20 protein-coding genes are annotated in these 21,867 nt (G+C 60.8%); 13 read left to right on the top strand and 7 right to left on the bottom strand.

The genetic code is table 11. The annotated features are described in order from the left end of the window. Window positions 1-50: 50 nt before the first annotated feature. From aspS to ruvB, 6 genes are all read left to right on the top strand, one after another. The gene (gene aspS, locus MC269_RS07640) at window positions 51-1,832 is read left to right on the top strand and encodes an aspartate--tRNA ligase (protein WP_081142675.1); all 1,782 of its coding nucleotides are present in this window, start codon (window positions 51-53) and stop codon (window positions 1,830-1,832) included. Next, window positions 1,832-2,260 (top strand): dihydroneopterin triphosphate diphosphatase, encoded by a 429-nt coding sequence (gene nudB, locus MC269_RS07645; protein WP_239954722.1) that lies wholly within the window; start codon window positions 1,832-1,834, stop codon window positions 2,258-2,260. The genes aspS and nudB overlap by 1 nt, the downstream gene beginning before the upstream one ends. Before the next feature lie 229 nt (window positions 2,261-2,489). After that, window positions 2,490-3,233, top strand: coding sequence for a YebC/PmpR family DNA-binding transcriptional regulator (locus MC269_RS07650; protein WP_239954723.1), 744 nt, complete (start codon window positions 2,490-2,492; stop codon window positions 3,231-3,233). Further along, a complete protein-coding gene (gene ruvC / locus MC269_RS07655) occupies window positions 3,233-3,760 on the top strand; it encodes a crossover junction endodeoxyribonuclease RuvC (protein ID WP_081142681.1) in 528 nt (175 codons plus the stop codon). Before MC269_RS07650 ends, ruvC begins: the two co-directional genes overlap by 1 nt. A 94-nt stretch (window positions 3,761-3,854) precedes the next feature. Further along, the gene (gene ruvA, locus MC269_RS07660; RefSeq protein WP_081142683.1) at window positions 3,855-4,469 is read left to right on the top strand and encodes a Holliday junction branch migration protein RuvA; all 615 of its coding nucleotides are present in this window, start codon (window positions 3,855-3,857) and stop codon (window positions 4,467-4,469) included. Between the two features lie 8 nt (window positions 4,470-4,477). Continuing rightward, window positions 4,478-5,482, top strand: a complete 1,005-nt coding sequence (ruvB, locus tag MC269_RS07665) for a Holliday junction branch migration DNA helicase RuvB (protein WP_081142685.1) — start codon at window positions 4,478-4,480, stop codon at window positions 5,480-5,482. Here the strand turns inward: ruvB and znuB are convergent, their stop codons facing one another. Together znuB and znuC are read right to left on the bottom strand one after the other, a co-directional pair. Continuing rightward, entirely contained in the window at window positions 5,483-6,268 is a 786-nt protein-coding gene (gene znuB, locus MC269_RS07670) for a zinc ABC transporter permease subunit ZnuB (protein ID WP_081142686.1), read from the bottom strand. After that, window positions 6,265-7,020 (bottom strand): zinc ABC transporter ATP-binding protein ZnuC, encoded by a 756-nt coding sequence (gene znuC, locus MC269_RS07675; RefSeq protein WP_081142687.1) that lies wholly within the window; start codon window positions 7,018-7,020, stop codon window positions 6,265-6,267. The genes znuB and znuC overlap by 4 nt, the downstream gene beginning before the upstream one ends. A gap of 77 nt (window positions 7,021-7,097) precedes the next feature. Between znuC and znuA the strand changes: the two genes are divergently transcribed. The 3 genes from znuA to lpxM all read left to right on the top strand — a co-directional run bounded on the left by znuA (window position 7,098) and on the right by lpxM (window position 10,499). After that, entirely contained in the window at window positions 7,098-8,057 is a 960-nt protein-coding gene (gene znuA, locus MC269_RS07680) for a zinc ABC transporter substrate-binding protein ZnuA (protein ID WP_081142688.1), read from the top strand. 13 nt (window positions 8,058-8,070) lie between these two features. After that, window positions 8,071-9,402, top strand: coding sequence for a murein DD-endopeptidase MepM (gene mepM / locus MC269_RS07685; RefSeq protein ID WP_239954724.1), 1,332 nt, complete (start codon window positions 8,071-8,073; stop codon window positions 9,400-9,402). Between the two features lie 122 nt (window positions 9,403-9,524). Further along, window positions 9,525-10,499 carry a lauroyl-Kdo(2)-lipid IV(A) myristoyltransferase gene (lpxM, locus tag MC269_RS07690; RefSeq protein ID WP_239954725.1) on the top strand — a complete coding sequence of 325 codons (975 nt, stop codon included), beginning with the start codon at window positions 9,525-9,527 and terminating at the stop codon, window positions 10,497-10,499. A 106-nt stretch (window positions 10,500-10,605) separates the two neighbouring features. On the opposite strand, the gene MC269_RS07695 is transcribed toward lpxM, so the two are convergent. The 3 genes from MC269_RS07695 to hexR all read right to left on the bottom strand — a co-directional run bounded on the left by MC269_RS07695 (window position 10,606) and on the right by hexR (window position 14,353). Next, window positions 10,606-11,844 carry an MFS transporter gene (locus MC269_RS07695; protein ID WP_239954726.1) on the bottom strand — a complete coding sequence of 413 codons (1,239 nt, stop codon included), beginning with the start codon at window positions 11,842-11,844 and terminating at the stop codon, window positions 10,606-10,608. Between the two features lie 81 nt (window positions 11,845-11,925). Then, on the bottom strand, window positions 11,926-13,368 hold the full coding sequence (gene pyk, locus MC269_RS07700; protein WP_239954727.1) for a pyruvate kinase: 1,443 nt from the start codon (window positions 13,366-13,368) through the stop codon (window positions 11,926-11,928). A gap of 106 nt (window positions 13,369-13,474) precedes the next feature. Continuing rightward, window positions 13,475-14,353 carry a transcriptional regulator HexR gene (gene hexR / locus MC269_RS07705; RefSeq protein WP_239954728.1) on the bottom strand — a complete coding sequence of 293 codons (879 nt, stop codon included), beginning with the start codon at window positions 14,351-14,353 and terminating at the stop codon, window positions 13,475-13,477. A gap of 369 nt (window positions 14,354-14,722) precedes the next feature. Here hexR and zwf point away from each other — a divergent pair, with 369 nt between their 5' ends. Together zwf and MC269_RS07715 are read left to right on the top strand one after the other, a co-directional pair. Beyond that, window positions 14,723-16,198, top strand: a complete 1,476-nt coding sequence (gene zwf, locus MC269_RS07710; protein WP_081142694.1) for a glucose-6-phosphate dehydrogenase — start codon at window positions 14,723-14,725, stop codon at window positions 16,196-16,198. A 168-nt stretch (window positions 16,199-16,366) separates the two neighbouring features. Then, on the top strand, window positions 16,367-17,005 hold the full coding sequence (locus MC269_RS07715) for a bifunctional 4-hydroxy-2-oxoglutarate aldolase/2-dehydro-3-deoxy-phosphogluconate aldolase (protein WP_081142728.1): 639 nt from the start codon (window positions 16,367-16,369) through the stop codon (window positions 17,003-17,005). A gap of 35 nt (window positions 17,006-17,040) precedes the next feature. On the opposite strand, the gene purT is transcribed toward MC269_RS07715, so the two are convergent. Continuing rightward, entirely contained in the window at window positions 17,041-18,219 is a 1,179-nt protein-coding gene (gene purT / locus MC269_RS07720) for a formate-dependent phosphoribosylglycinamide formyltransferase (protein ID WP_239954729.1), read from the bottom strand. Between the two features lie 153 nt (window positions 18,220-18,372). Between purT and MC269_RS07725 the strand changes: the two genes are divergently transcribed. Then, entirely contained in the window at window positions 18,373-19,026 is a 654-nt protein-coding gene (locus tag MC269_RS07725; protein WP_239954730.1) for a tellurite resistance TerB family protein, read from the top strand. A gap of 113 nt (window positions 19,027-19,139) precedes the next feature. Beyond that, the gene (locus MC269_RS07730) at window positions 19,140-21,203 is read left to right on the top strand and encodes a prolyl oligopeptidase family serine peptidase (RefSeq protein WP_239954732.1); all 2,064 of its coding nucleotides are present in this window, start codon (window positions 19,140-19,142) and stop codon (window positions 21,201-21,203) included. Here MC269_RS07730 and exoX read toward each other — a convergent pair. Beyond that, complete coding sequence (exoX, locus tag MC269_RS07735; RefSeq protein WP_239954734.1) at window positions 21,197-21,865, bottom strand: exodeoxyribonuclease X; 669 nt, start codon at window positions 21,863-21,865, stop codon at window positions 21,197-21,199. The genes MC269_RS07730 and exoX overlap by 7 nt on opposite strands. Window positions 21,866-21,867: the final 2 nt, after the last annotated feature.

The raw sequence follows: 21,867 nt of genomic DNA on the forward strand, positions 1-21,867 counted from the left end.
ACGCGGCCTGATGCTGCCAGGCAGCAGCGGCGAAGTTAAAAGGATACGTTATGCGTACAGAATATTGCGGACAGCTCAATCTGTCTCATGTAGGTCAGCAAGTCACTCTTTGCGGCTGGGTCAACCGCCGTCGCGATCTGGGAAGCCTGATTTTTATCGACATGCGCGACCGCGAAGGCATCGTGCAGGTCTTTTTCGATCCCGATCGTCAGGAGGCTTTCCAGCTGGCGTCTGAGCTGCGTAACGAATTCTGCATCCAGATCAGCGGCACCGTTCGCGCGCGCGACGACAAGAACAAAAACGCCGAGATGGCCACGGGCGAAGTCGAAGTGTTCGCCGAGGCGCTGACCATCATCAACCGCGCCGAGCCGCTGCCGCTCGACTCTAACCAGGTCAACAGCGAAGAGGCACGCCTCAAGTACCGTTATCTCGACCTGCGTCGCCCGGAGATGGCGCAGCGCCTGAAGACGCGCGCTAAGATCTCCAGCTTCGTGCGTCGTTTTATGGACAACGAAGGCTTCCTCGACATCGAAACGCCGATGCTGACCAAAGCGACGCCGGAAGGCGCGCGCGACTACCTGGTGCCGAGCCGCGTGCATAAAGGCAAGTTCTACGCGCTGCCGCAGTCGCCGCAGCTGTTTAAACAGCTGCTGATGATGTCCGGCTTCGACCGCTACTACCAGATTGTTAAGTGCTTCCGCGACGAAGATCTGCGCGCCGACCGCCAGCCGGAATTTACCCAGATCGATATCGAAACCTCGTTCCTCACCGCGCCGCAGGTGCGTGAGATCAACGAGCGCATGATCCGTCAGCTGTGGCTGGAGGTGAAAGGCGTCGATCTCGGCGCGTTCCCGCAGATGACCTTTGCCGACGCGATGCGTCGCTACGGCTCCGACAAGCCGGATCTGCGCAACCCGATGGAGCTAGTGGACGTCGCCGACCTGCTGAAAAACGTTGAGTTCCAGGTGTTCGCCGGTCCGGCCAACGACGCCAAAGGCCGCGTTGCCGCGCTGCGCGTGCCGGGTGGCGCTCAGCTGAGCCGCAAGCAGATCGACGAGTACGGCAAATTTGTTGAAATCTATGGCGCCAAAGGTCTGGCGTGGATGAAGGTCAACGCGCGCGCCGACGGCTTCAACGGCGTACAGAGCCCGGTGGCCAAGTTCCTCAACGAAGAGATCGTGGAAGCGATCCTGAGCCGCACCGATGCCGCCGACGGCGACCTGATCTTCTTCGGCGCCGATCGCGCCAAAGTGGTAGCGGACGCGCTGGGCGCGCTGCGCCTGAAAGTGGGCCGCGACCTGAAAATCACCGACGAAAGCGCCTGGGCGCCGCTGTGGGTCATCGACTTCCCGATGTTTGAAGAGGATGACGAAGGCGGTCTGGCGGCGATGCACCATCCGTTCACCTCACCAAAAGAGATGTCGGCAGACGAGCTGGCGGCCGATCCGCTGAGCGCGGTCGCCAACGCCTACGATATGGTGATCAACGGCTATGAAGTGGGCGGCGGTTCAGTGCGTATCCACAGCGGTAAAATGCAGCAGGCGGTGTTCACCATTCTGGGTATTGAAGAGCACGAGCAGCGCGAGAAGTTCGGCTTCCTGCTCGACGCGCTGAAATATGGTACGCCGCCGCACGCGGGCCTGGCCTTCGGTCTGGATCGTCTCACCATGCTGCTGACCGGCACCGAGAACATCCGTGACGTGATCGCCTTCCCAAAAACCACCGCCGCGGCCTGTCTGATGACCGAAGCGCCGAGCGAGGCCAACCCGGCAGCGCTGCTGGATCTGGGCATTCAGATCGCGCCGAAGAAAGAAAAGTCAGAGAATAAGTAATGTATAAGCACCCGGTCTCGGTTCTGGTGGTGATTTTCGCGCAGGATACCGGTCGGGTGTTAATGCTGCAGCGGCGCGACGACAGCAGCTTCTGGCAGTCGGTCACCGGCAGCCTGGAAGCGGGCGAAACCCCGCTGCAGGCGGCGCGGCGCGAAGTGCTGGAAGAGCTGGCCATCGACATCGCGGCTGAAAAGCTGGCGCTGGACGACTGCCACAAAGAGATCGAGTTCGAAATCTTTGCGCACTATCGCCATCGCTACGCGCCGGGCGTGACGCACAACCGCGAACACTGGTTTCGGCTGGCGCTGCCGGCCGAACGCCAGCCGACGCTCAGCGAGCACCTCGACGCACGCTGGCTCGAACCCGCCGCTGCCGCCGCCCTGACGAAGTCCTGGAGCAATCGCCAGGCAATTGAAGAATTTATTTAGCTGCCCGCCGTAGTTTTGCTGGCAGCCTGGACTAAAGAAAATGGGTGCGTTCCCACAGAACTGCACCGCAAAACTCAAACAGTCAGGCGTTATCGGTGCCGCGAGGTTGTTCATCGCCAGCGCGCAGCAACCGGAGCGTACTTATGTACGTGAGGATTGCGAGCACTGCCGGGGAACAAGATCGCAAGCAAGATAGCCTGTACGATGCCTAAACTGGAGAAAAGATCTAATGGCTGGTCATAGTAAGTGGGCGAACACCAAGCACCGCAAGGCGGCGCAGGACGCTAAGCGCGGTAAAATCTTCACCAAAATCATTCGCGAACTGGTCACCGCCGCTAAACTCGGCGGCGGCGACGCCGCGTCCAACCCGCGTCTGCGCGCCGCCATGGACAAAGCGCTGTCCAACAATATGACGCGCGACACCATGAACCGCGCTATCGCCCGCGGCGTGGGCGGCGAAGATGACTCCAACATGGAAACCATCATTTACGAAGGCTACGGCCCCGGCGGCTCTGCCGTGATGGTGGAGTGTCTGAGCGACAACCGCAACCGCACCGTTGGTGAAGTGCGTCACGCCTTCACCAAAACCGGCGGCAACCTCGGCACCGACGGCTCGGTCTCCTACCTGTTCAGCAAGAAGGGTGTGATCTCCTTCGCGCCGGGCCAGGATGAAGACAGCGTGATGGAAGCGGCGCTGGAAGCGGGCGCGGAAGATGTGGTGAGCTACGATGACGGCGCGATTGACGTCTTTACCGCGTGGGAAGAGCTGGGCGCGGTGCGTGATGCGCTGGAAGCCACCGGCCTGAAAGCGGACACCGCTGAAGTCTCGATGATCCCGTCGACCAAGGCGGAAATGGATGCCGAAACCGCGCCGAAGCTGCTGCGCCTGATCGACATGCTGGAAGACTGCGACGACGTGCAGGAAGTCTACCATAACGGCGAGATCTCCGACGAGGTCGCGGAAACGCTGTAATGGCGATCATTCTGGGTATCGATCCCGGCTCGCGCGTCACCGGCTACGGCGTAATTCGGCAGACCGGCCGCCAGCTCACCTATCTGGGCAGCGGCTGTATCCGCACCAATACCACGGAACTGCCGGCGCGTCTGAAGCTGATCTATGCGGGCGTCACCGAGATCATCACCCAGTTCTCGCCGGACTACTTCGCCATTGAGCAGGTCTTTATGGCGAAGAACCCCGACTCGGCGCTGAAGCTGGGGCAGGCGCGCGGCGCGGCGATCGTCGCGGCGGTTAATCTGGAGCTGCCGGTGTTTGAGTACGCCGCGCGTCAGGTCAAGCAAACCGTAACCGGCACCGGCGGGGCGGAGAAGAGCCAGGTGCAGCACATGGTTCGCACGCTGCTTAAGCTGCCCGCCAATCCGCAGGCGGACGCCGCCGATGCGCTGGCGATCGCCATTACGCACTGCCACGTCAGTCAGAACGCGGCGCGCGTCAGCGACAGCAAACTGCTGCTGACGCGCGGGCGTTTGCGTTCAGGCTAGGCGGTTGCGCCGCGTTGCGTTTCAGGCTGGATATTCATCCAGCCTTTTTTATGTTATAAATCCCGCCACATTCGTTGATTAAGGAAGCGTTCAGGTGATAGGTCGTTTACGGGGCAATATTCTGGAAAAGCAGCCGCCGCTGGTGCTGATCGAAGCGCACGGCGTGGGTTATGAAGTGCATATGCCGATGACCTGTTTTTATGAGCTGCCTGAACTCAACCATGAAGCGGTGATCTTTACCCACTTTGTGGTGCGTGAAGACGCGCAGCTGCTGTTCGGCTTCAACAACAAGCAAGAGCGCGCGCTGTTTCGCGAGCTGATCAAAACCAACGGCGTCGGCCCCAAGCTGGCGCTGGCGATCCTCTCCGGCATGTCGGCGCAGCAGTTCGTGACGGCGGTGGAGAAAGAGGAGATTGCCGCGCTGATCAAACTGCCCGGCGTCGGCAAGAAAACCGCCGAGCGTCTGGTGGTGGAGATGAAAGATCGCTTTAAAGGGCTGCATGGCGACCTTTTCTCCGGCGAATCCGCCTTTACGCTGGCCGCGCCGCACGCCGAGCCGGAAAGCAACGACGCCGAGGCGGAAGCGGTTGCGGCACTGGTGTCGCTGGGTTATAAACCGCAGGAAGCCAGCCGTATGATCAGCAAAGTCGCCCGACCTGACGCGGACTGTGAGACTCTGATCCGTGAAGCGCTGCGCGCCGCCATTTGAGGTAAGTCATGATTGAAGCCGACCGTCTGGTCTCCTCCGCCAGCTATAACGAAGAAGAGAATCTCGACCGCGCTATTCGCCCTAAGCTGCTGGCGGAATATGTCGGTCAGCCGCAGGTGCGCGAGCAGATGGAAATTTTCATCAAAGCGGCGAAACTGCGCGGCGATGCGCTGGATCACCTGCTGATTTTCGGGCCGCCGGGGCTGGGAAAAACCACGCTGGCTAATATCGTCGCCAATGAAATGGGCGTCAACTTACGCACCACCTCCGGCCCGGTGCTGGAAAAGGCGGGCGATCTGGCGGCGATGCTGACCAACCTCGAGCCGCACGACGTGCTGTTTATCGATGAGATCCACCGCCTCTCGCCGGTGGTAGAAGAGGTGCTCTATCCGGCGATGGAAGATTATCAGCTGGATATTATGATCGGCGAAGGCCCGGCCGCGCGCTCGATCAAGCTCGATCTGCCGCCGTTTACCCTGATCGGCGCCACCACGCGCGCCGGTTCGCTCACCTCGCCGCTGCGCGACCGCTTCGGCATCGTGCAGCGCCTTGAGTTCTACAACGTGCCGGATCTGCAGCATATCGTCAGCCGCAGCGCCGCCTGTCTCGGCCTGCCGCTCAGCGACGAAGGCGCGCGGGAAGTGGCGCAGCGCTCGCGCGGCACGCCGCGTATCGCCAACCGCCTGCTGCGCCGCGTGCGCGACTTCGCAGAGGTGCGTGCCAACGGTGAGATGAGCGGCAACGTTGCCGCCAGCGCGCTCGATATGCTGAACGTCGACAGCGAAGGGTTCGACTATATGGATCGCAAGCTGCTGCTGGCGATTATCGACAAGTTCACCGGCGGGCCGGTGGGGCTGGATAACCTGGCCGCGGCTATCGGCGAAGAGCGGGAAACCATTGAAGATGTGATTGAGCCCTTCCTGATCCAGCAGGGCTTTATTCAGCGCACGCCGCGCGGCCGTATGGCCACGCAGCATGCTTATCGCCACTTCGGCCTGGCGCGCGACGAGTAGTCAGACGGCGGGCTTGCGCGCCATGCTGAGGATAAACAGCAGCGCGGCGCACAGCACCACCGACGGCCCGGCAGGCGTGTCGTAGAAGGCGGAGAAGGTAAGGCCGCCGGAGACGGCGAGAATGCCCACCACCACCGCCAGACCCGCCATCTGCTCCGGCGAACGCGAAAAGCGGCGCGCCGTGGCGGCGGGGATAATCAGCAGCGAGGTGATGATCAGCGCGCCAACAAACTTCATCGCCACGCCGATGGTCAGCGCGGTCACCAGCATCAAAATCAGGCGGGTACGCTGAATATTGACCCCGTCGACCTGCGCCAGCTCCGGGCTAATGGTCATCGACAGCAGCGCGCGCCACTGCCATGCCATCACCGCCAGCACCACGATTACCCCCGCGCCCATCACCCAGAGATCCTCCGGCGTCACTGCCAGCAGATCGCCGAACAGGTAGGCCATCAGGTCGACGCGCACGTTCGACATCAGGCTCACCACCACCAGCCCAAGCGACAGCGCGCTGTGCGCCATAATGCCGAGCAGCGTATCGATCGCCAGATGCGGCCGGCGCTCGAGGAACACCAGCCCCAGCGCCAGACAGACGGTCACCAGGATCACGGCGTAGTAAGGATTGACGTTGAGCAGCAGGCCGAAGGCGACGCCCAGCAGTGAGGCGTGCGCCAGGGTGTCGCCGAAATAGGACATTTTGCGCCACACCACGAAGGAACCCAGCGGACCGGCCGCCAGCGCCAGCATCACGCCGCCCAGCCAGCCCGGTAATAGTAACTCAATCATGATGGACCCTGTCCTCTGCGTAAAACGATACGTCCCTGAAGGTCGTGACGATGATTATGGTTATGGCGGTAGATCGCCAGCTGCTGCGCGCCGCGCGGGCCAAACATGGCGATAAATTCCGGGTGCTGCGACACCGCTTCCGGCGTGCCGGAGCAGCAGATATGGTGGTTGAGGCAGAGCACCTCATCGGTTTTCGCCATCACCAGATGCAGATCGTGAGAGACCATCAGCACCGCGCAGTTAAGCTCGTGGCGCAGCTGGTCAATCAGATCGTAAAGCGCCACCTGGCCGTTAACGTCGACGCCCTGCGTCGGTTCGTCCAGCACCAGCAGCTGCGGCTGATTGAGCAGGGCGCGCGCCAGCAGCACGCGCTGGGTTTCGCCGCCCGAAAGCTTTTGCAGCGGGGCGTTGAGCAGGTGACCCGCCTGCACGCGCTTCAGCGCCGGCAGCACGTCGGCGCGCTTCGCGCCGCGCGTCAGCAGCATAAAGCGCTCGACGCTGACCGGCAGCGTGGGGTCGATATGCAGTTTTTGCGGCACGTAGCCGATGCGCAGCCCGGCGTCGCGCTGCACCTGACCCGAGGTCGGCGCCAGCAGGCCCAGCACCACGCGCACCAGCGTGGATTTCCCGGCGCCGTTAGGGCCGAGCAGCGTAAGGATGCGTCCCGGCGTCAGCGTCAGGCTGATGCCGGAGAGGACAGGACGCCGTGCGAACTGCACGGAGATATTTTCAAGCGTGACGAGTGAGGTCATGTTATTTACAGGTTGCACAGAATTTCGAATGTTATAATATCACATCCCATCCCCAGGTCACGATGGAATGACGCATTATGTTACACATTAAAAAGAGTACAGTTTTTACCCTTTCTGCGCTGGCGCTGGCCACCACGCTCGCGCTTCCGGCGCAGGCAAATGTCGTCGCCTCGGTGAAGCCGTTAGGGTTTATCGCTGCGGCCATCGCCGACGGCGTGACCCCGGTGGACGTGCTGCTGCCGGATGGCGCCTCAGAACATGATTACGCGCTGCGTCCGTCCGACGTAAAACGTATGAAAAACGCGGACTTAGTGGTGTGGGTCGGGCCGGAGATGGAGGCCTTTATGACCAAACCCGCCGCAGAATTGCCCGCCGCTAAAAATCTCGAAATCGCCGCGATGCCGGCGGTGAAGCCGCTGCTGCTGAAAGGCGGCGACGACGACGATCACCACGATGACGCCGGCGCACACGACGACGCTGACGGCCATGACGACGACGCCCATCATCACCATCACGGCGAGTTTAATATGCATCTGTGGTTGTCACCGCAAATATCCAGGCTAGCGGCGGTTGCAATCCACGGCAAATTATTGGAACTTATGCCCGAAAGCAAAGCCAAACTTGACGCGAACCTGCAGCAGTTCGAGAACGAACTGGCGGTGACCGACAAGCACATTAGCGCGCAGCTCGCGCCGGTCAGCAACAAAGGGTATTTCGTTTTTCATGACGCCTACACCTATTTTGAAAAACAGTACGGCCTCTCGCCCACCGGGCATTTTACCGTAAACCCTGAGATTCAGCCGGGCGCACAGCGTCTACATCAAATACGAACACAGTTGGTTGAGCAGAAGGCCGTATGCGTCTTTGCTGAGCCACAATTCAGGCCAGCCGTCATCGATGCGGTTGCCCGCGGCACTAGCGTGCGTAAAGGGACGCTGGATCCGCTGGGGACGAATATCAGCCTTAGTCAGGACAGCTACGTGAAATTCCTTTCACAGCTGTCAGGCCAGTATGCGAGCTGCCTGAATGGAGCATGAGGAATAGGTAAACGTGCAGCAGATAGCCCGCTCTGTCGCCCTCGCATTTAATAATTTGCCGCGCCCCCACCGCGTTATGCTGGGGTCTTTAACCGTTGTCACTCTGGCCGTCGCCGTCTGGCGGCCTTACGTCTACCATCCCACCGATGACGCGATGCCCATCGTCAAGAGCATCGAACTTGATAAAAATCAGCTGCGTACGCTGCTGCCTGAGGCCAGCGAACCGATCGATCAGACCACCTCCGAGCCGGAGGAAGAGCTGCCTGCGGACGACATCGACAGCGATGTGCCGGACGCGTCAGGCACGCACGAATACACCGTCTCTTCCGGCGATACCCTGAGCAGCGCCCTGAATCAGTACGGCATCGAGCTGGGCGATATCACTGCGCTGGTCAACAGCGATAAAGCGCTGCGCAACCTGCAGGTTGGCCAGCAGCTGAGCTGGACCCTGACCGACGACGGCGCCCTGCAGTCGCTCACCTGGGAGATTAACCGTCGCGAAACCCGCACCTATCAGCGCGGCAATAACGGCGCGTTCACCATGCAGTCCGAGATGCAGAAGGGCGAGTGGCAGAACCGCGTGCTGAAAGGCGAGGTGCGCGGCAGTTTCGCCGCCAGCGCGCAGCGCGCCGGCCTGACCGGCAGCGAAGCGAGCGCGGTGATTAAAGCGCTGCAGTGGCAGATGGATTTCCGCAAGCTGCGCGCCGGCGACGAGTTTAGCGTGCTGATGTCGCGCGAGATGCTCGACGGCAAAAGCGCGCAGAGCCAGCTGCTCGGCGTGCGCCTGCGCTCCGGCGGCAAAGATTACTACGCGTTCCGCGCCGAAGATGGCAAATTTTACGATCGCAACGGCTCAGGCCTGGCGCGCGGTTTTATGCGCTTCCCGACCGTGAAGCAGTATCGCGTCTCCTCTAACTTCAACCCGCGTCGTCTTAATCCGGTGACGGGGCGCATTGCGCCGCATAAAGGCGTCGACTTTGCGCTGCCGGTTGGCACGCCGGTGCTGGCGGTGGGCGACGGCGAGGTGGTGGTGGCGAAAAACGGCGGCGCGGCCGGCAACTATGTCGCTATTCGTCACGGCCGTCAGTATATGACGCGCTATATGCACCTGAAGAAGGTGCTGGTGAAGCCGGGCGAGAAGGTGAAGCGCGGCGATCGCATTGCGCTGTCGGGCAATACCGGCCGCTCTACCGGTCCGCATTTGCACTTTGAAATCTGGATCAATAATCAGGCGGTGAATCCGCTGACGGCGAAGCTGCCGCGCATGGAAGGCCTCACCGGCAAAGAGCGCAGCGATTATCTGGCAGAGGTGAAAACCAACCTGCCGCAGCTTAGCTTCAAATAGTCTCTCTGTGAGCCACGCCTGAAAACCGACGCCCCGTGCGTCGGTTTTTTCCTCTTTGCGTCGGGGATTGCAAATTTACCTGTCGCCACTATCATTAGCGCGTCATTGATTGAGGCGAGTGCATGGAAACCCCGAAAAAAAATAGTGCTGAATTCATTCCCGTTTTTGAACGTTCTTTCTTAAAGCCTAAATACTGGGGCAGCTGGCTGGCGATCGGCGCAATGGTCGGTATGGCCTATTTACCCGCCAAAGTGCGCGATCCACTGCTGGGCGCACTGGGCCGTCGCGCGGGCAGGCTGGCCAAAAGCGCTCGCCGCCGCGCGCAGATCAATCTGTTTTACTGTATGCCCGAACGCCCCGAGGCGGAGCGGGAAGCGATCGTTGATGAAATGTTCGCGACGGCGCCGCAGGCGATGGTGATGATGGCCGAGCTGGCGCTGCGCGATCCGCAGCAGATCCGTCAGCGCGTGGTGTGGCACGGTCGCGAGATTATCGACGAGCTGCACGCCTCGCAGCAGAACGTTATCTTTCTGGTGCCGCACGGCTGGGGCGTCGATATCCCGGCGATGCTGCTGGCGTCCGAAGGACAGAAGATGGCAGCGATGTTCCATAACCAGAGCGATCCGCTGATGGACTATATCTGGAACAGCGCCCGCCGCCGTTTTGGCGGCCGCATGCACGCCCGCAACGACGGCATCAAACCCTTTATCAGCTCGGTGCGCCAGGGCTACTGGGGTTACTATCTGCCCGATCAGGATCACGGCGCGGAGCACAGCGAGTTTGTTGATTTCTTCGCCACCTATAAAGCGACGCTGCCTGCGGTGGGCCGTTTGATGAAGGTGTGTCGCGCGCGCGTGGTGCCGCTGTTCCCGGTTTATAACGGCAAAACGCACCAGCTCGATATTTTTGTCCGTCCACCAATGGACGATCTGCTGGAAGCGGACGATCGCACGCTGGCGCGCCGCATGAATGAAGAGGTGGAAATCTTCGTACGTCCCCATCCCGAGCAGTACACCTGGATTTTGAAGCTGCTGAAGACGCGCAAAGAGGGCGATATCGAGCCCTATAAGCGCAAAGAGCTTTATCCGCGTAAATAGCGAGGCGTAACGGCTGATTAGCCTGACAGGCGGGTAGCCTGGGCCGAGCGCGCAGGGAGGCCTTGTGCGACTTTGCGATCGGGCCAGGCTACACGCATCTGCACCTTTACTGTGACAGTGCCGTTACCCGCGCACGCCGCTTGCGTTCGCGCAGGAACAGCGTCACCAGCACAAACCAGAGCACGCCGCTGGCGAAGTTGATCAGGCTAAACCAGGGTGTGCCGCCGCTGAAGTAGCCGCTTTTCGCCAGCTCAATGCCCACCGCCAGCGTCAAAATACTGATCATTCCCAGCATCGCCGCCACGCTGCCTTTACCGGCGTCGCTGGCGTAGAGCGTCAGACGGTAGAGCCCGGCGTTGACCATGCCTGCGCCGAAGGCGTAAAGACTCAGCCCGGCGGTCAGGAACAGGTAACTGTAGTGATCGAGCAGGTTCGCCAGCAGCGCGATGCCCAGCCCCAACAAAATTGGCCAGGCGGCGAACTTCACCGGCTGCTCGATAGGCACGCGGCCCGCCAGTTTGCCGAGCGTAATATTCCCGGCGATCATCGCCAGAAACACCGGCAGCTGCAGCAGCGCATAGTGCATGCGCGACAGCTGCTCCTCATGCATTAAAATCACCGGCGAGAGCGCCACCCAGGTCAGAACAGGAATAAACACCAGCCCGATGGCGAACGAGCCCAGCATCACCATACGATCACGCGCCAGCTGACGATAGGTGCGCACCAGCTGCGGCAGCGCCACCGAGTGGCTGCGGTCGCCGGCGGTTTCCGGCATTACGCGCCATAAAATCAGCAGGGCGACGGCGCTCAGCAACGCGAACAGCCAGAACATACTGCGCCAGCTCGCCACCGTCAGCCAGGCAGCACCCGCCAGCGGACCGGCCAGCGGCGCCAGCAGCGCGACGTTTGCCATCAGCGCCATGACGCGTACCGCCAGCGCCTCGTCGAACGCCTCCTGAACCGCCGCGTAGCTCACCGCGCCGATAAAACAGAGGCTGATGCCCTGAATAAAACGCAGCGCGACAAACTCGCGAATCGAGCCGACCCAGGTGGTGAGCGCGCAGGCCAGAATAAAGAAGATAATGCCGCCCAGCATCACCGGGCGACGGCCAAATTTATCGGAGAGCGGGCCAAGCAGCCATTGCAGCACCACGCCGCCGAGCAGATAGGCGGTGAGCGAGGTCGAAACCCACTCCGGGCCGACGCCGAACTCCTGCGTCACCAGCAGCATGCCGGGCTGGATCATATCGTGCGCGATATAGGTGGCGAACTCAAACAGCACCAGCGCCAGCGGAAACAGCAGCAGACCTGCTGTCAGCTTGCTGACGGGTTGATAGCGGGGCATCCAGACTCCTTTTAAAAAAATAAAACGCGACCGCCAGGCAGTCGCGTTGTTTACCGCATACTACAGCAGAGAGGCGCGAGATTAGTCTACGCGCAGCACCCGGCTGGTGTTGGTGGTGCCGGTGGCGCCCATCACGTCGCCCTGGGTCACAATCACCAGGTCGCCGGCAACGAGGAAGCCTTTGTCGCGCAGCAGATTGATCGCATCGTGGGCGGCAACCACGCCGTCGTTGTCGCTGTTAAAGAAAACCGGCGTCACGCCGCGATAGAGCGCGGTGAGGTTCAGGGTGCGTTCATGACGCGACATAGCGAAAATCGGCAGGCCAGAGGTAATGCGCGAGGTCATCAGCGGCGTACGGCCAGACTCGGTCATGGTGATGATCGCGGTGACGCCCTGCAGGTGGTTCGCCGCATACATCGCCGACATGGCGATCGCCTCTTCCACATTGTCGAAGGTCACTTCCAGACGGTGTTTAGAGACGTTGACGCTCGGGATCTTCTCCGCGCCAAGGCAGACTTTGGCCATCGCGGAAACGGTCTCGGCCGGATACTGGCCGGCGGCGGTTTCCGCCGACAGCATCACGGCGTCGGTGCCGTCCAGCACGGCGTTGGCGACGTCCATCACCTCGGCGCGCGTTGGCATCGGATTGGTGATCATCGACTCCATCATCTGCGTGGCGGTGATAATGGTGCGGTTCAGCTGACGCGCGCGGCGGATAAGCGCCTTCTGAATGCCCACCAGTTCGGGATCGCCGATCTCGACGCCGAGATCGCCGCGCGCCACCATCACCACGTCGGAGGCGAGAATAATATCGTCCATCGCTTCCTGAGTCGCGACCGCTTCGGCGCGCTCTACCTTCGCCACCAGCTGCGCCTCGCAGCCCGCTTCGCGCGCCAGACGACGCGCATAGTTCATATCTTCGCCGCTGCGCGGAAAGGAGACCGCCAGATAGTCGACGCCGATCTTCGCGGCGGTGATGATGTCCGCCTTGTCTTTCTCCGTCAGCGCTTCCGCCGACAGGCCGCCGCCGAGCTTGTTAATACCTTTATTGTTAGAGAGTGGGCCGCCGACAGTGACTTCGGTGAACACTTTCATGCCCTGAACTTCCAGCACCTTCAGCTGCACGCGTCCATCGTCGAGCAGCAGGATATCGCCCGGCACCACATCTTCCGGCAGGCCTTTATAGTCGATGCCGACTTTCTCTTTATCGCCTTCGCCTTTGCTCAGGCTGGCGTCGAGCAGAAAGCGATCGCCCACGTTGAGGAACACTTTGCCCTCTTTAAAGGTGGACACGCGAATTTTCGGGCCCTGCAGATCGCCCAGAATCGCGACGTGGCGACCCAGCTTAGCGGCGATTTCGCGCACTTTGTTGGCGCGCAGCTGATGATCTTCCGGGGTGCCGTGAGAGAAGTTGAGTCGCACAACGTTGGCGCCTGCGGCGATGATTTTTTCCAGATTATTATCGCGGTCAGTGGCCGGGCCGAGGGTTGTAACGATTTTGGTTCTTCTGAGACGTCTTGACATGAAGGACTCCGTTGACAAATTTGCGTATCCCCTAAAGTGGAAAGGGCGTGAACATTATTCTAACTGAAGGACAGCCTGTGATACGACTCACATTGTGAATGTGATGTTAATTTTTTTGCTCTGCTGCGTTTTCCGTCGCGACGGCTTTATCGAGACGGGAATCTTTTAACGCCTCTTTTACCCGCTTTAAGTTTTCGCGAAACGCGCTGCCGCGTTCGAGAATAAAGCCGGTGGCGAGCACGTCGATAACGGTAAGCTGCGCCAGGCGGGAAACCATCGGCAGATAGACATCGGTATCTTCCGGGACATCAAGCGTGAGCGCCAGCGTGGCGACCTCTGCCAGCGGCGAAGCGGGAGACGTGACGGCTATCACGGTGGAACCGTTTACACCGGCCAGGCGAGCCAGTTCTATCATATTTTTCGTGCGGCCAGTATGTGAAATCAAAACAAACACGTCACCAGGCCGACTATTTATACAACTCATGCGCTGGATCACAATATCCTCTGACCAGACCACCGGCAGATTAAAACGCAGAAATTTATTGAAGGCGTCGTGCGCCACCACCGCCGACGCGCCCAGGCCAAAAAAGGCCACTTTATGCGCCTGCGACAACGCCGCCACCGCTGCGCGAATGACACCGAGATCGAGCTGGTCGCGCACCCGCTGCAGACCCGCCAGCGCCGAGTCGAAAATTTTATGGCTATAGCGTTCGGCGTCGTCATGCTCGTCGACGTCGCGGCTGACCCAGCTGGGCGCCTTTGCCAGGCTCTGCGCCAGCTGCAGTTTAAAAGCGGGAAAGCCGTGCGCGCCCAGCCGATGGCAGAAGCGATTAACGGTGGGCTCGCTCACCTCGGCGGCGCGCGCCAGGCGGGCGATACTGGCATGGATTGCCTCCTGCGGCGCCGCGAGGATCTGCTCGGCGACTTTGCGCTCAGATTTGCTGAGCGCCGCCAGCTGCGCGCTGATTTTTTCCAGCATATTCATAAGTGGATGACCATTATCGCTTTGATCGATGCCAGCGATGACTGGCAGAGAGGGGATAAAAGCGTGAATATACCGCGTTCGCCATGACCGCGCGCAAGTGAGGATAAGTCGACGGGGATATTTTTTGTCATAATTTGAGCCGGATTAAGTTTTGCCGGAGATCGTCCGCCGCACTAAATTGGGTAAAAGCGCACGCAGTATCACATCGGCACGCCTTATTCCGTCCAGAGTTAACTCTGCGGACCAGCATAGAGTCGGTTTACCTGACCCCCTGAAATAAGTACATTGTGCTGAAAGAAAATTACAACACGGACCCGGTGGACGAGGATGCAAACGCCAACGGGATCATCCTGCAATGAGGAGAGGAAAATGGCGGTAACACAAACAGCCCAGGCATGCGATCTGGTGATATTCGGTGCCAAAGGCGATCTTGCGCGCCGGAAACTGTTGCCTTCACTGTATCAGCTGGAAAAAGCGGGACAGATCCACGAGGAAACCCGCATTATCGGCGTGGGACGCGCCGAGTGGGATAAAGCAGCCTACACCAAAGTGGTGCGTGAAGCGCTGGAAACCTTTATGAAGGAGAAGATCGACGAAGCGCTGTGGGACAAACTCAGCAACCGCCTCGACTTCTGCAATCTCGACGTCAACGACACCTCTCATTTCCCTAAACTGGGCAAAATGCTCGACCAGGACAAGCGCACCACCATTAACTATTTCGCCATGCCGCCCAGCACCTTTGGCGCCATCTGCAAGGGACTGGGATCGGCGAAGCTGAACGCGAAGCCGGCGCGCGTGGTAATGGAGAAGCCGCTTGGCACCTCGCTGGAAACCTCGAAAGAGATCAACGACGCGGTGGGCGAATTCTTCGACGAGAGCCAGGTGTTCCGTATCGACCACTATCTCGGCAAGGAGACGGTGCTCAACCTGCTGGCGCTGCGCTTTGCCAACTCGATCTTCGTCAATAACTGGGACAACCGCACCATCGACCACGTGCAGATCACCGTGGCGGAAGAGGTGGGCATCGAAGGACGCTGGGGCTACTTTGACCAGGCGGGCCAGATGCGCGATATGATCCAGAACCACCTGCTGCAGATCCTCACCATGATCGCCATGTCGCCGCCGTCCGACCTGAGCGCCGACGCCATTCGCGACGAAAAAGTGAAGGTGCTGCGCTCGCTGCGCCGCATCGATCAGACCAACGTACGCGACAAAACCGTGCGCGGCCAGTACACCGCCGGCTTCGTGCAGGGCAAAAAGGTGCCGGGCTACCTTGAAGAAGAGGGCGCCAATAAATCGAGTTCGACAGAGACCTTTGTCGCCATTCGCGTCGATATCGACAACTGGCGCTGGGCGGGCGTGCCGTTCTACCTGCGCACCGGCAAGCGTCTGCCGACCAAATGCTCTGAGGTAGTGGTTTACTTTAAGAACCCGGAGATGAACCTGTTCAAGGACTCCTACTCCGAACTGCCGCAGAACAAGCTGACCATCCGTCTGCAGCCGGACGAAGGCGTCGATATCGAGATCCTCAACAAGGTGCCGGGTCTGGATCACAAGCACAAGCTGCAGACCACTAAGCTGGATCTGAGCTACTCGGAAACCTTCAACCAGTCGCATCTGGCCGACGCCTATGAGCGTCTGCTGCTGGAGACGATGCGCGGCATCCAGGCGCTGTTTGTGCGCCGCGACGAGGTGGAAGCGGCATGGACCTATGTTGACTCCATTATCGACGCCTGGGCCGCCGACGGCGACTCCTCCAAGCCTTATCAGGCGGGCACCTGGGGGCCGGTGGCGTCCGTGGCGATGATCACCCGAGACGGCCGTTCCTGGAACGAGTTCGAATAATCCTGAAAACAGCCCGCGCTATGCGGGCTTTTGCGTGCAGAAAACTGAACCGCAGTTTCAAAAACAGCGCCGGGCGGATAGACGATGCGGAAGGCGATCCTGTATGGTAGTGGCGCATTGATGGCGCGCTGCGCGGCAGTCGCCGGTATGGATAAGCAAGGGGAACTGATGAAGAACTGGAAGACGAGTGCTGAAAAGATTCTGACCACTGGACCTGTGGTGCCGGTGATCGTGGTGAACAAGCTGGAACATGCGGTGCCGATGGCGAAAGCGCTGGTGGCCGGCGGCGTGCGCGTGCTGGAAGTGACGCTGCGCACGCCGGTGGCGATGGACGCGCTGCGCCTGATGATCAAAGAGGTGCCGGACGCCATCGTCGGCGCGGGCACGGTGATCAACACCCAGCAGCTGCAGGAAGTGACCGAGGCGGGCGCGCAGTTTGTGATCAGCCCCGGCATTACCGAGCCGCTGCTGAAGGCGGCGGTAGAAGGCCCGGTGCCGCTTATTCCCGGCATCAGCACCGTTTCCGAGCTGATGACCGGCATGGATTACGGCCTGCGCGAGTTTAAATTCTTCCCGGCGGAAGCAAACGGCGGCGTCAAGGCGCTGCAGGCGATCGGCGGTCCCTTCCCGCAGGTGCGTTTCTGCCCGACCGGCGGCATCTCGCCCGCCAACTATCGCGACTACCTGGCGCTGAAGAGCGTGCTCTGCATCGGCGGCTCCTGGCTGGTGCCAAACGACGCGCTGGAGTCAGGCGACTGGGATCGTATTACTCGCTTGGCGCGCGAAGCGGTAGCGGGCGCGCAGTAACCGCAAGCGGTGAGCAGGGCGCTCACCGCTCTCTCTTACCCTTCTACTTTTACCGCTGCGGCGCTGGTAATGGCGCGCGCAACGGCGTCATCCACGCTGTCACCGCTCGCCAGCGCCACGCCGAGACGGCGCGAACCGGCGATTTCCGGCTTGCCGAACAGGCGCAGCTGCAGACCGGCGCCCAGCGCCGCTTCCACATTGACGAACTGAACATTCTGGCTGTGCAGCTGCGGCAGGATCACCGCCGACGCAGAGGGACCGTACTGGCGGATCGCGCCAATCGGCAGGCCGAGAAAGGCGCGCACGTGCAGCGCGAACTCAGAGAGATCCTGCGAAATCAGCGTCACCATGCCGGTGTCGTGCGGACGCGGCGAAACTTCGCTGAAGATCACCTCATCGCCGCAGACAAACAGCTCGACGCCGAACAGGCCGTAGCCGCCCAGCGCTTTTACCACCTCGCCGGCGATCGCCTGCGCGCGCTGCAGCGCCCGCTCGCTCATCTGCTGCGGCTGCCAGGATTCGCGGTAGTCACCATCTTCCTGACGATGACCAATCGGCGCGCAGAAGTGAACGCCATCTACCGCGCTGACGGTCAGCAGCGTAATTTCAAAATCGAAGTTGACCACGCCCTCGACGATTACGCGACCTGCGCCGGCGCGGCCGCCCTGCTGCGCATACTCCCAGGCGTGCTCCAGCTGGCTCGCGTCGCGGATAAAGCTCTGGCCTTTGCCTGACGAACTCATCACCGGCTTAACGATGCAGGGAAAGCCGATCTCTGCCGTTGCCGCGTCGAAGCTCGCCTTGCTGTCGGCGAAGCGGTAGCTTGAGGTCGGCAGCGACAGCTCTTCCGCCGCCAGACGGCGAATGCCTTCGCGGTTCATGGTCAGGCGCGCGGCGCGCGCGGTCGGCACCACGCGCTGGCCCTGCTGCTCCAGCTCAACCAGCTTCTCCGTGGCGATCGCTTCGATCTCCGGCACCACGTAATCGGGCTTTTCCTGCGCAATCAGCGCGGCCAGCGCCTCGCCGTCAAGCATGTTCACTACGTGGCTGCGGTGCGCCACGTGCATCGCAGGCGCATCGGCGTAGCGATCGACCGCAATCACTTCCACACCCAGTCGCTGGCACTCCAGCGCCACTTCCTTACCCAGCTCGCCCGAGCCTAACAGCATGACACGCGTCGCCGCCGGACGCAGCGCAGTTCCAAGAGTCGTCATAATTTCACCTGTGAGTCAAAACGCGCGCGCAGTATAAACGAAAACGTTTGCGTTCTCATCCTCCTCTGCTTTGCCTCTCTTTTCTCACCTTGACGTTACCTGACGTCCGCCAGGGCAGAGTAGGGGCCTTATCGCCTAAAGAAGGAGTGAACGATGAACAACCTGTTGCAGCAGCTTCAGTCGCTGCTGGCGAAGAAAGGTCACAGCGGCGGCAACGGCGGTTTGAACGATATGCTGGCACCCGGCGCGCTGGGTGGCCTGGCGGGCCTGCTGATCGCCAGTAAAAAGTCGCGCAAGCTGTTAACCGACTATGGCGGCAAAGCGCTGATTATCGGCGGCGGCGCGGCGGCGGGCGCGCTGCTGTGGAATAAATATAAGCAGCGCGTGCGTGACACCCACCAGAATGACGCGGGCTTTGGCGAGCTGCAAACCCCGGCGGACCAGCGCGCCGAGCGGCTGGTGACGGCGCTGGTGTTCGCCGCCAAAAGCGACGGCCATATCGACGCTAAAGAGCGCGCCGCCATCGAGCGCAGCATTCACGAGTCGGGCTATGGGCAGCAGGCGGAAGCGCTGATCCAGCAGGCGATGAGTCGTCCGCTCGATCCCGCCTGGCTGGCGGCAGACGTGAAAAACGAAGACGAAGCGCTGGAACTCTATTTCCTGAGCTGCGCCGCCATCGACGTCGATCACTTTATGGAGCGCAGCTACCTTACCGCGCTGGGCGACGCGCTGAAGATCCCGCAGGATGTGCGCGACGGCATCGAAAACGATCTGCGCGAGCAAAAAGCGCGCATTCCGGCGGATTAAGCGCGCCACGGGCGCCCGGTGCGGCCGCAATAACAAGGTGTTACGCACAAAAATTTGGCTTCCCAGCGACCTGATGCCACCCTTAAGGGATATCAATAACAGGGAGACACCGCATGCAGGCCCCCATCGCAAAAAAAATCCCCCACGCCATGACGCTCCACGGCGAAACGCGCGTGGACGATTACTACTGGCTGCGCGACGACAAGCGCGATAATGAAGAGGTGCTGGACTATCTACGCGCCGAAAATAACTACGGCAAGCAGATCATGGCGACCCAGCAGCCGCTGCAGAACCGCATATTAAAGGAGATTGTCGATCGCCTGCCGCCGCAGGACCATTCGGTTCCCTATGTGCATAACGGCTATCGCTATCAGAGCCGCTATGAGAGCGGCAACGAATATGCTGCCTATTATCGCCAGCCCGCCGACAGCGCCGTCAACGACGAGTGGACGCTGCTGCTGGACGCCAACCAGCGCGCCTCGCACAGTGAGTTCTATACCATGGGGACGCTGAGCATCAGCCCCGACAATAAGGTGATGGCGCTGGCAGAGGACTTCCTTTCCCGGCGACAGTACGGCATTCGCTTTCGCTGCCTGGAGAAAGGGAGCTGGTATCCAGAGGTGCTGAACAACGCCTCATCGAGCCTCGCCTGGGCCAACGACTCCCGCACGCTCTACTACGTGCGCAAGCATGAGCAGACGCTGCTGCCCTATCAGGTCTGGCGTCATGAACTCGGCACGCCGCAAAGCGACGATCGGCTGGTGTATGAAGAGCAGGACGACACCTATCATCTCAGCGTGCATAAAACTACGTCCGACCACTTTATTCTGATTGCGCTGTTCAGCACCAATTCCAGCGAGATCCAGCTGCTCGACGCCGGCTTCCCGGACGCCACGCCGCAGGTCTTTCTGCCGCGCCGTAAAGATCATGAGTACAGCCTGGATCACTACCAGCATCAGTTTTATATCCGCTCGAACCGGGAAGGGAAGAACTTCGGGCTCTACCGCACGCGCTGGCTGGAGGAGTCGCGCTGGGAAACCCTGATTGCGCCGCGCGACCATGTGGTGATGGAGGACTTCCAGCTGTTCCGCGACTGGCTGGTGGTCGAGGAGCGCCAGCGCGGCCTGACCAGCCTGCGTCAGATCCACTGGCAAACCGGCGAAGACACCGGCATCGCCTTCGACGATCCCACCTACGTGACCTGGCTGGCGTTTAATCCCTCGCCAGAAACCAGCAAGCTGCGCTACGGCTACGGCTCGATGACCACGCCCACCACGCTGTTCGAACTCGATATGGACACCGGCGAACGGCGTATTCTCAAACAGAGCGCGGTCGGCAACTTCGATCCCGACAATTACAAAAGCGAGCACCACTGGATCACGGTGCGCGACGGCACGGAAGTGCCGGTGTCGCTTGTCTATCACCGCAAACACTATCAGCCGGGCAAAAACCCAATGCTGGTATACGGCTATGGCGCCTACGGCAGCAATATGGAAGCGGACTTTAGCGTCAGCCGCTTGAGCCTGCTCGAACGCGGCTTCGTCTACGCGCTGATTAACGTGCGCGGCGGCGGGGAGCTGGGACAGCAGTGGTATGACGGTGGCCGCCTGTTCAATAAGATGAACAGCTTTACCGACTTTATCGACGTGACGCAGGCGCTGGTGAAAAAAGGCTTCGGTCAGCCCGAGCAGCTCTACGCCATGGGCGGCAGCGCAGGCGGCCTGTTAATGGGCGCGGTGATCAATATGGCGCCGCAGCTGTTTCACGGCGTGGTGGCGCAGGTGCCTTTTGTCGACGTGGTGACCACCATGCTGGATGAGTCGATCCCGCTGACCACAGGTGAATATGACGAGTGGGGCGATCCCAACGAGGCGGACTATTACGGATACATCCGTCAGTACAGCCCCTATGACAACGTCGAGGCGAAAGCCTACCCGCATATGCTGGTGACCACCGGGCTGCACGACTCGCAGGTGCAGTACTGGGAGCCGGCGAAGTGGGTGGCGAAGCTGCGCGCGCTCAAGACCGACCACAATCTGTTGATGCTCTGCACCGATATGGACGCCGGTCACGGCGGAAAATCGGGACGCTACAAATCCTATGAGGGGATCGCGCTGGAGCTGACCTTCCTGATCGCGCTGGCGCAGGGCAGCCTGCCGCCGCAGCGTGATTACTGATCGTCGCTGATATATTTGCGCAGCGCCTGCCGCAGCGGCGGGCGCAAATCGCGCACGTTTTCCAGCACCCAGCGCAGATAGCGCGGATCTTTGCGCGCGATAGCGGCGACGCTTTGGCCACGATACTTGCCGAACGGCAGCACGTCGCCCGCCACGCTGGCGGGCTGGCAGCGCTGCGCCATCTGCGTCGCGTCCCAGCCGGAGATCTCCATAATGCGGATTAGCAGCGCGGCGGTAACGTAGCAGTCGTAAAGCGCGCGGTGGGCGTGCAGATCGGCGGGCGGCGTCACCTCCAGCTTCAGGCTGTGGCGCAGCGCCTGATTGCCATATTTAATGCCGGGCCACAGCTGACGCGACAGCACCATGGTGCAGATCCAGTCGCCGTGCATTTCCGGCAGCATGCGGCGGTCAAAGCTGGCGTTATGCGCCACGTAAAAGGCGCTGCCGTGATAACGGCCTATCGCCTCTTCAATCGTCGGCTTGCCTGCCACCATCGCTTCGGTAATGCGGTGCACCGCCATCGCCTGACGGCTGATGGGGCGATCCGGCAGGATCAGGTCGCTCATAGGGTTGACGATCTGCCCGTCGATGACGTCAACAGACGCCACTTCCACGACGCCGCCGTGCAGCCCGCAGGTTTCAGTATCAATGACGCGTAGCATAA

This window comes from Pantoea sp. Z09 (genome assembly GCF_022394795.1).
In the GTDB taxonomy this organism is placed as follows: Bacteria; Pseudomonadota; Gammaproteobacteria; order Enterobacterales; family Enterobacteriaceae; genus Pantoea; species Pantoea latae.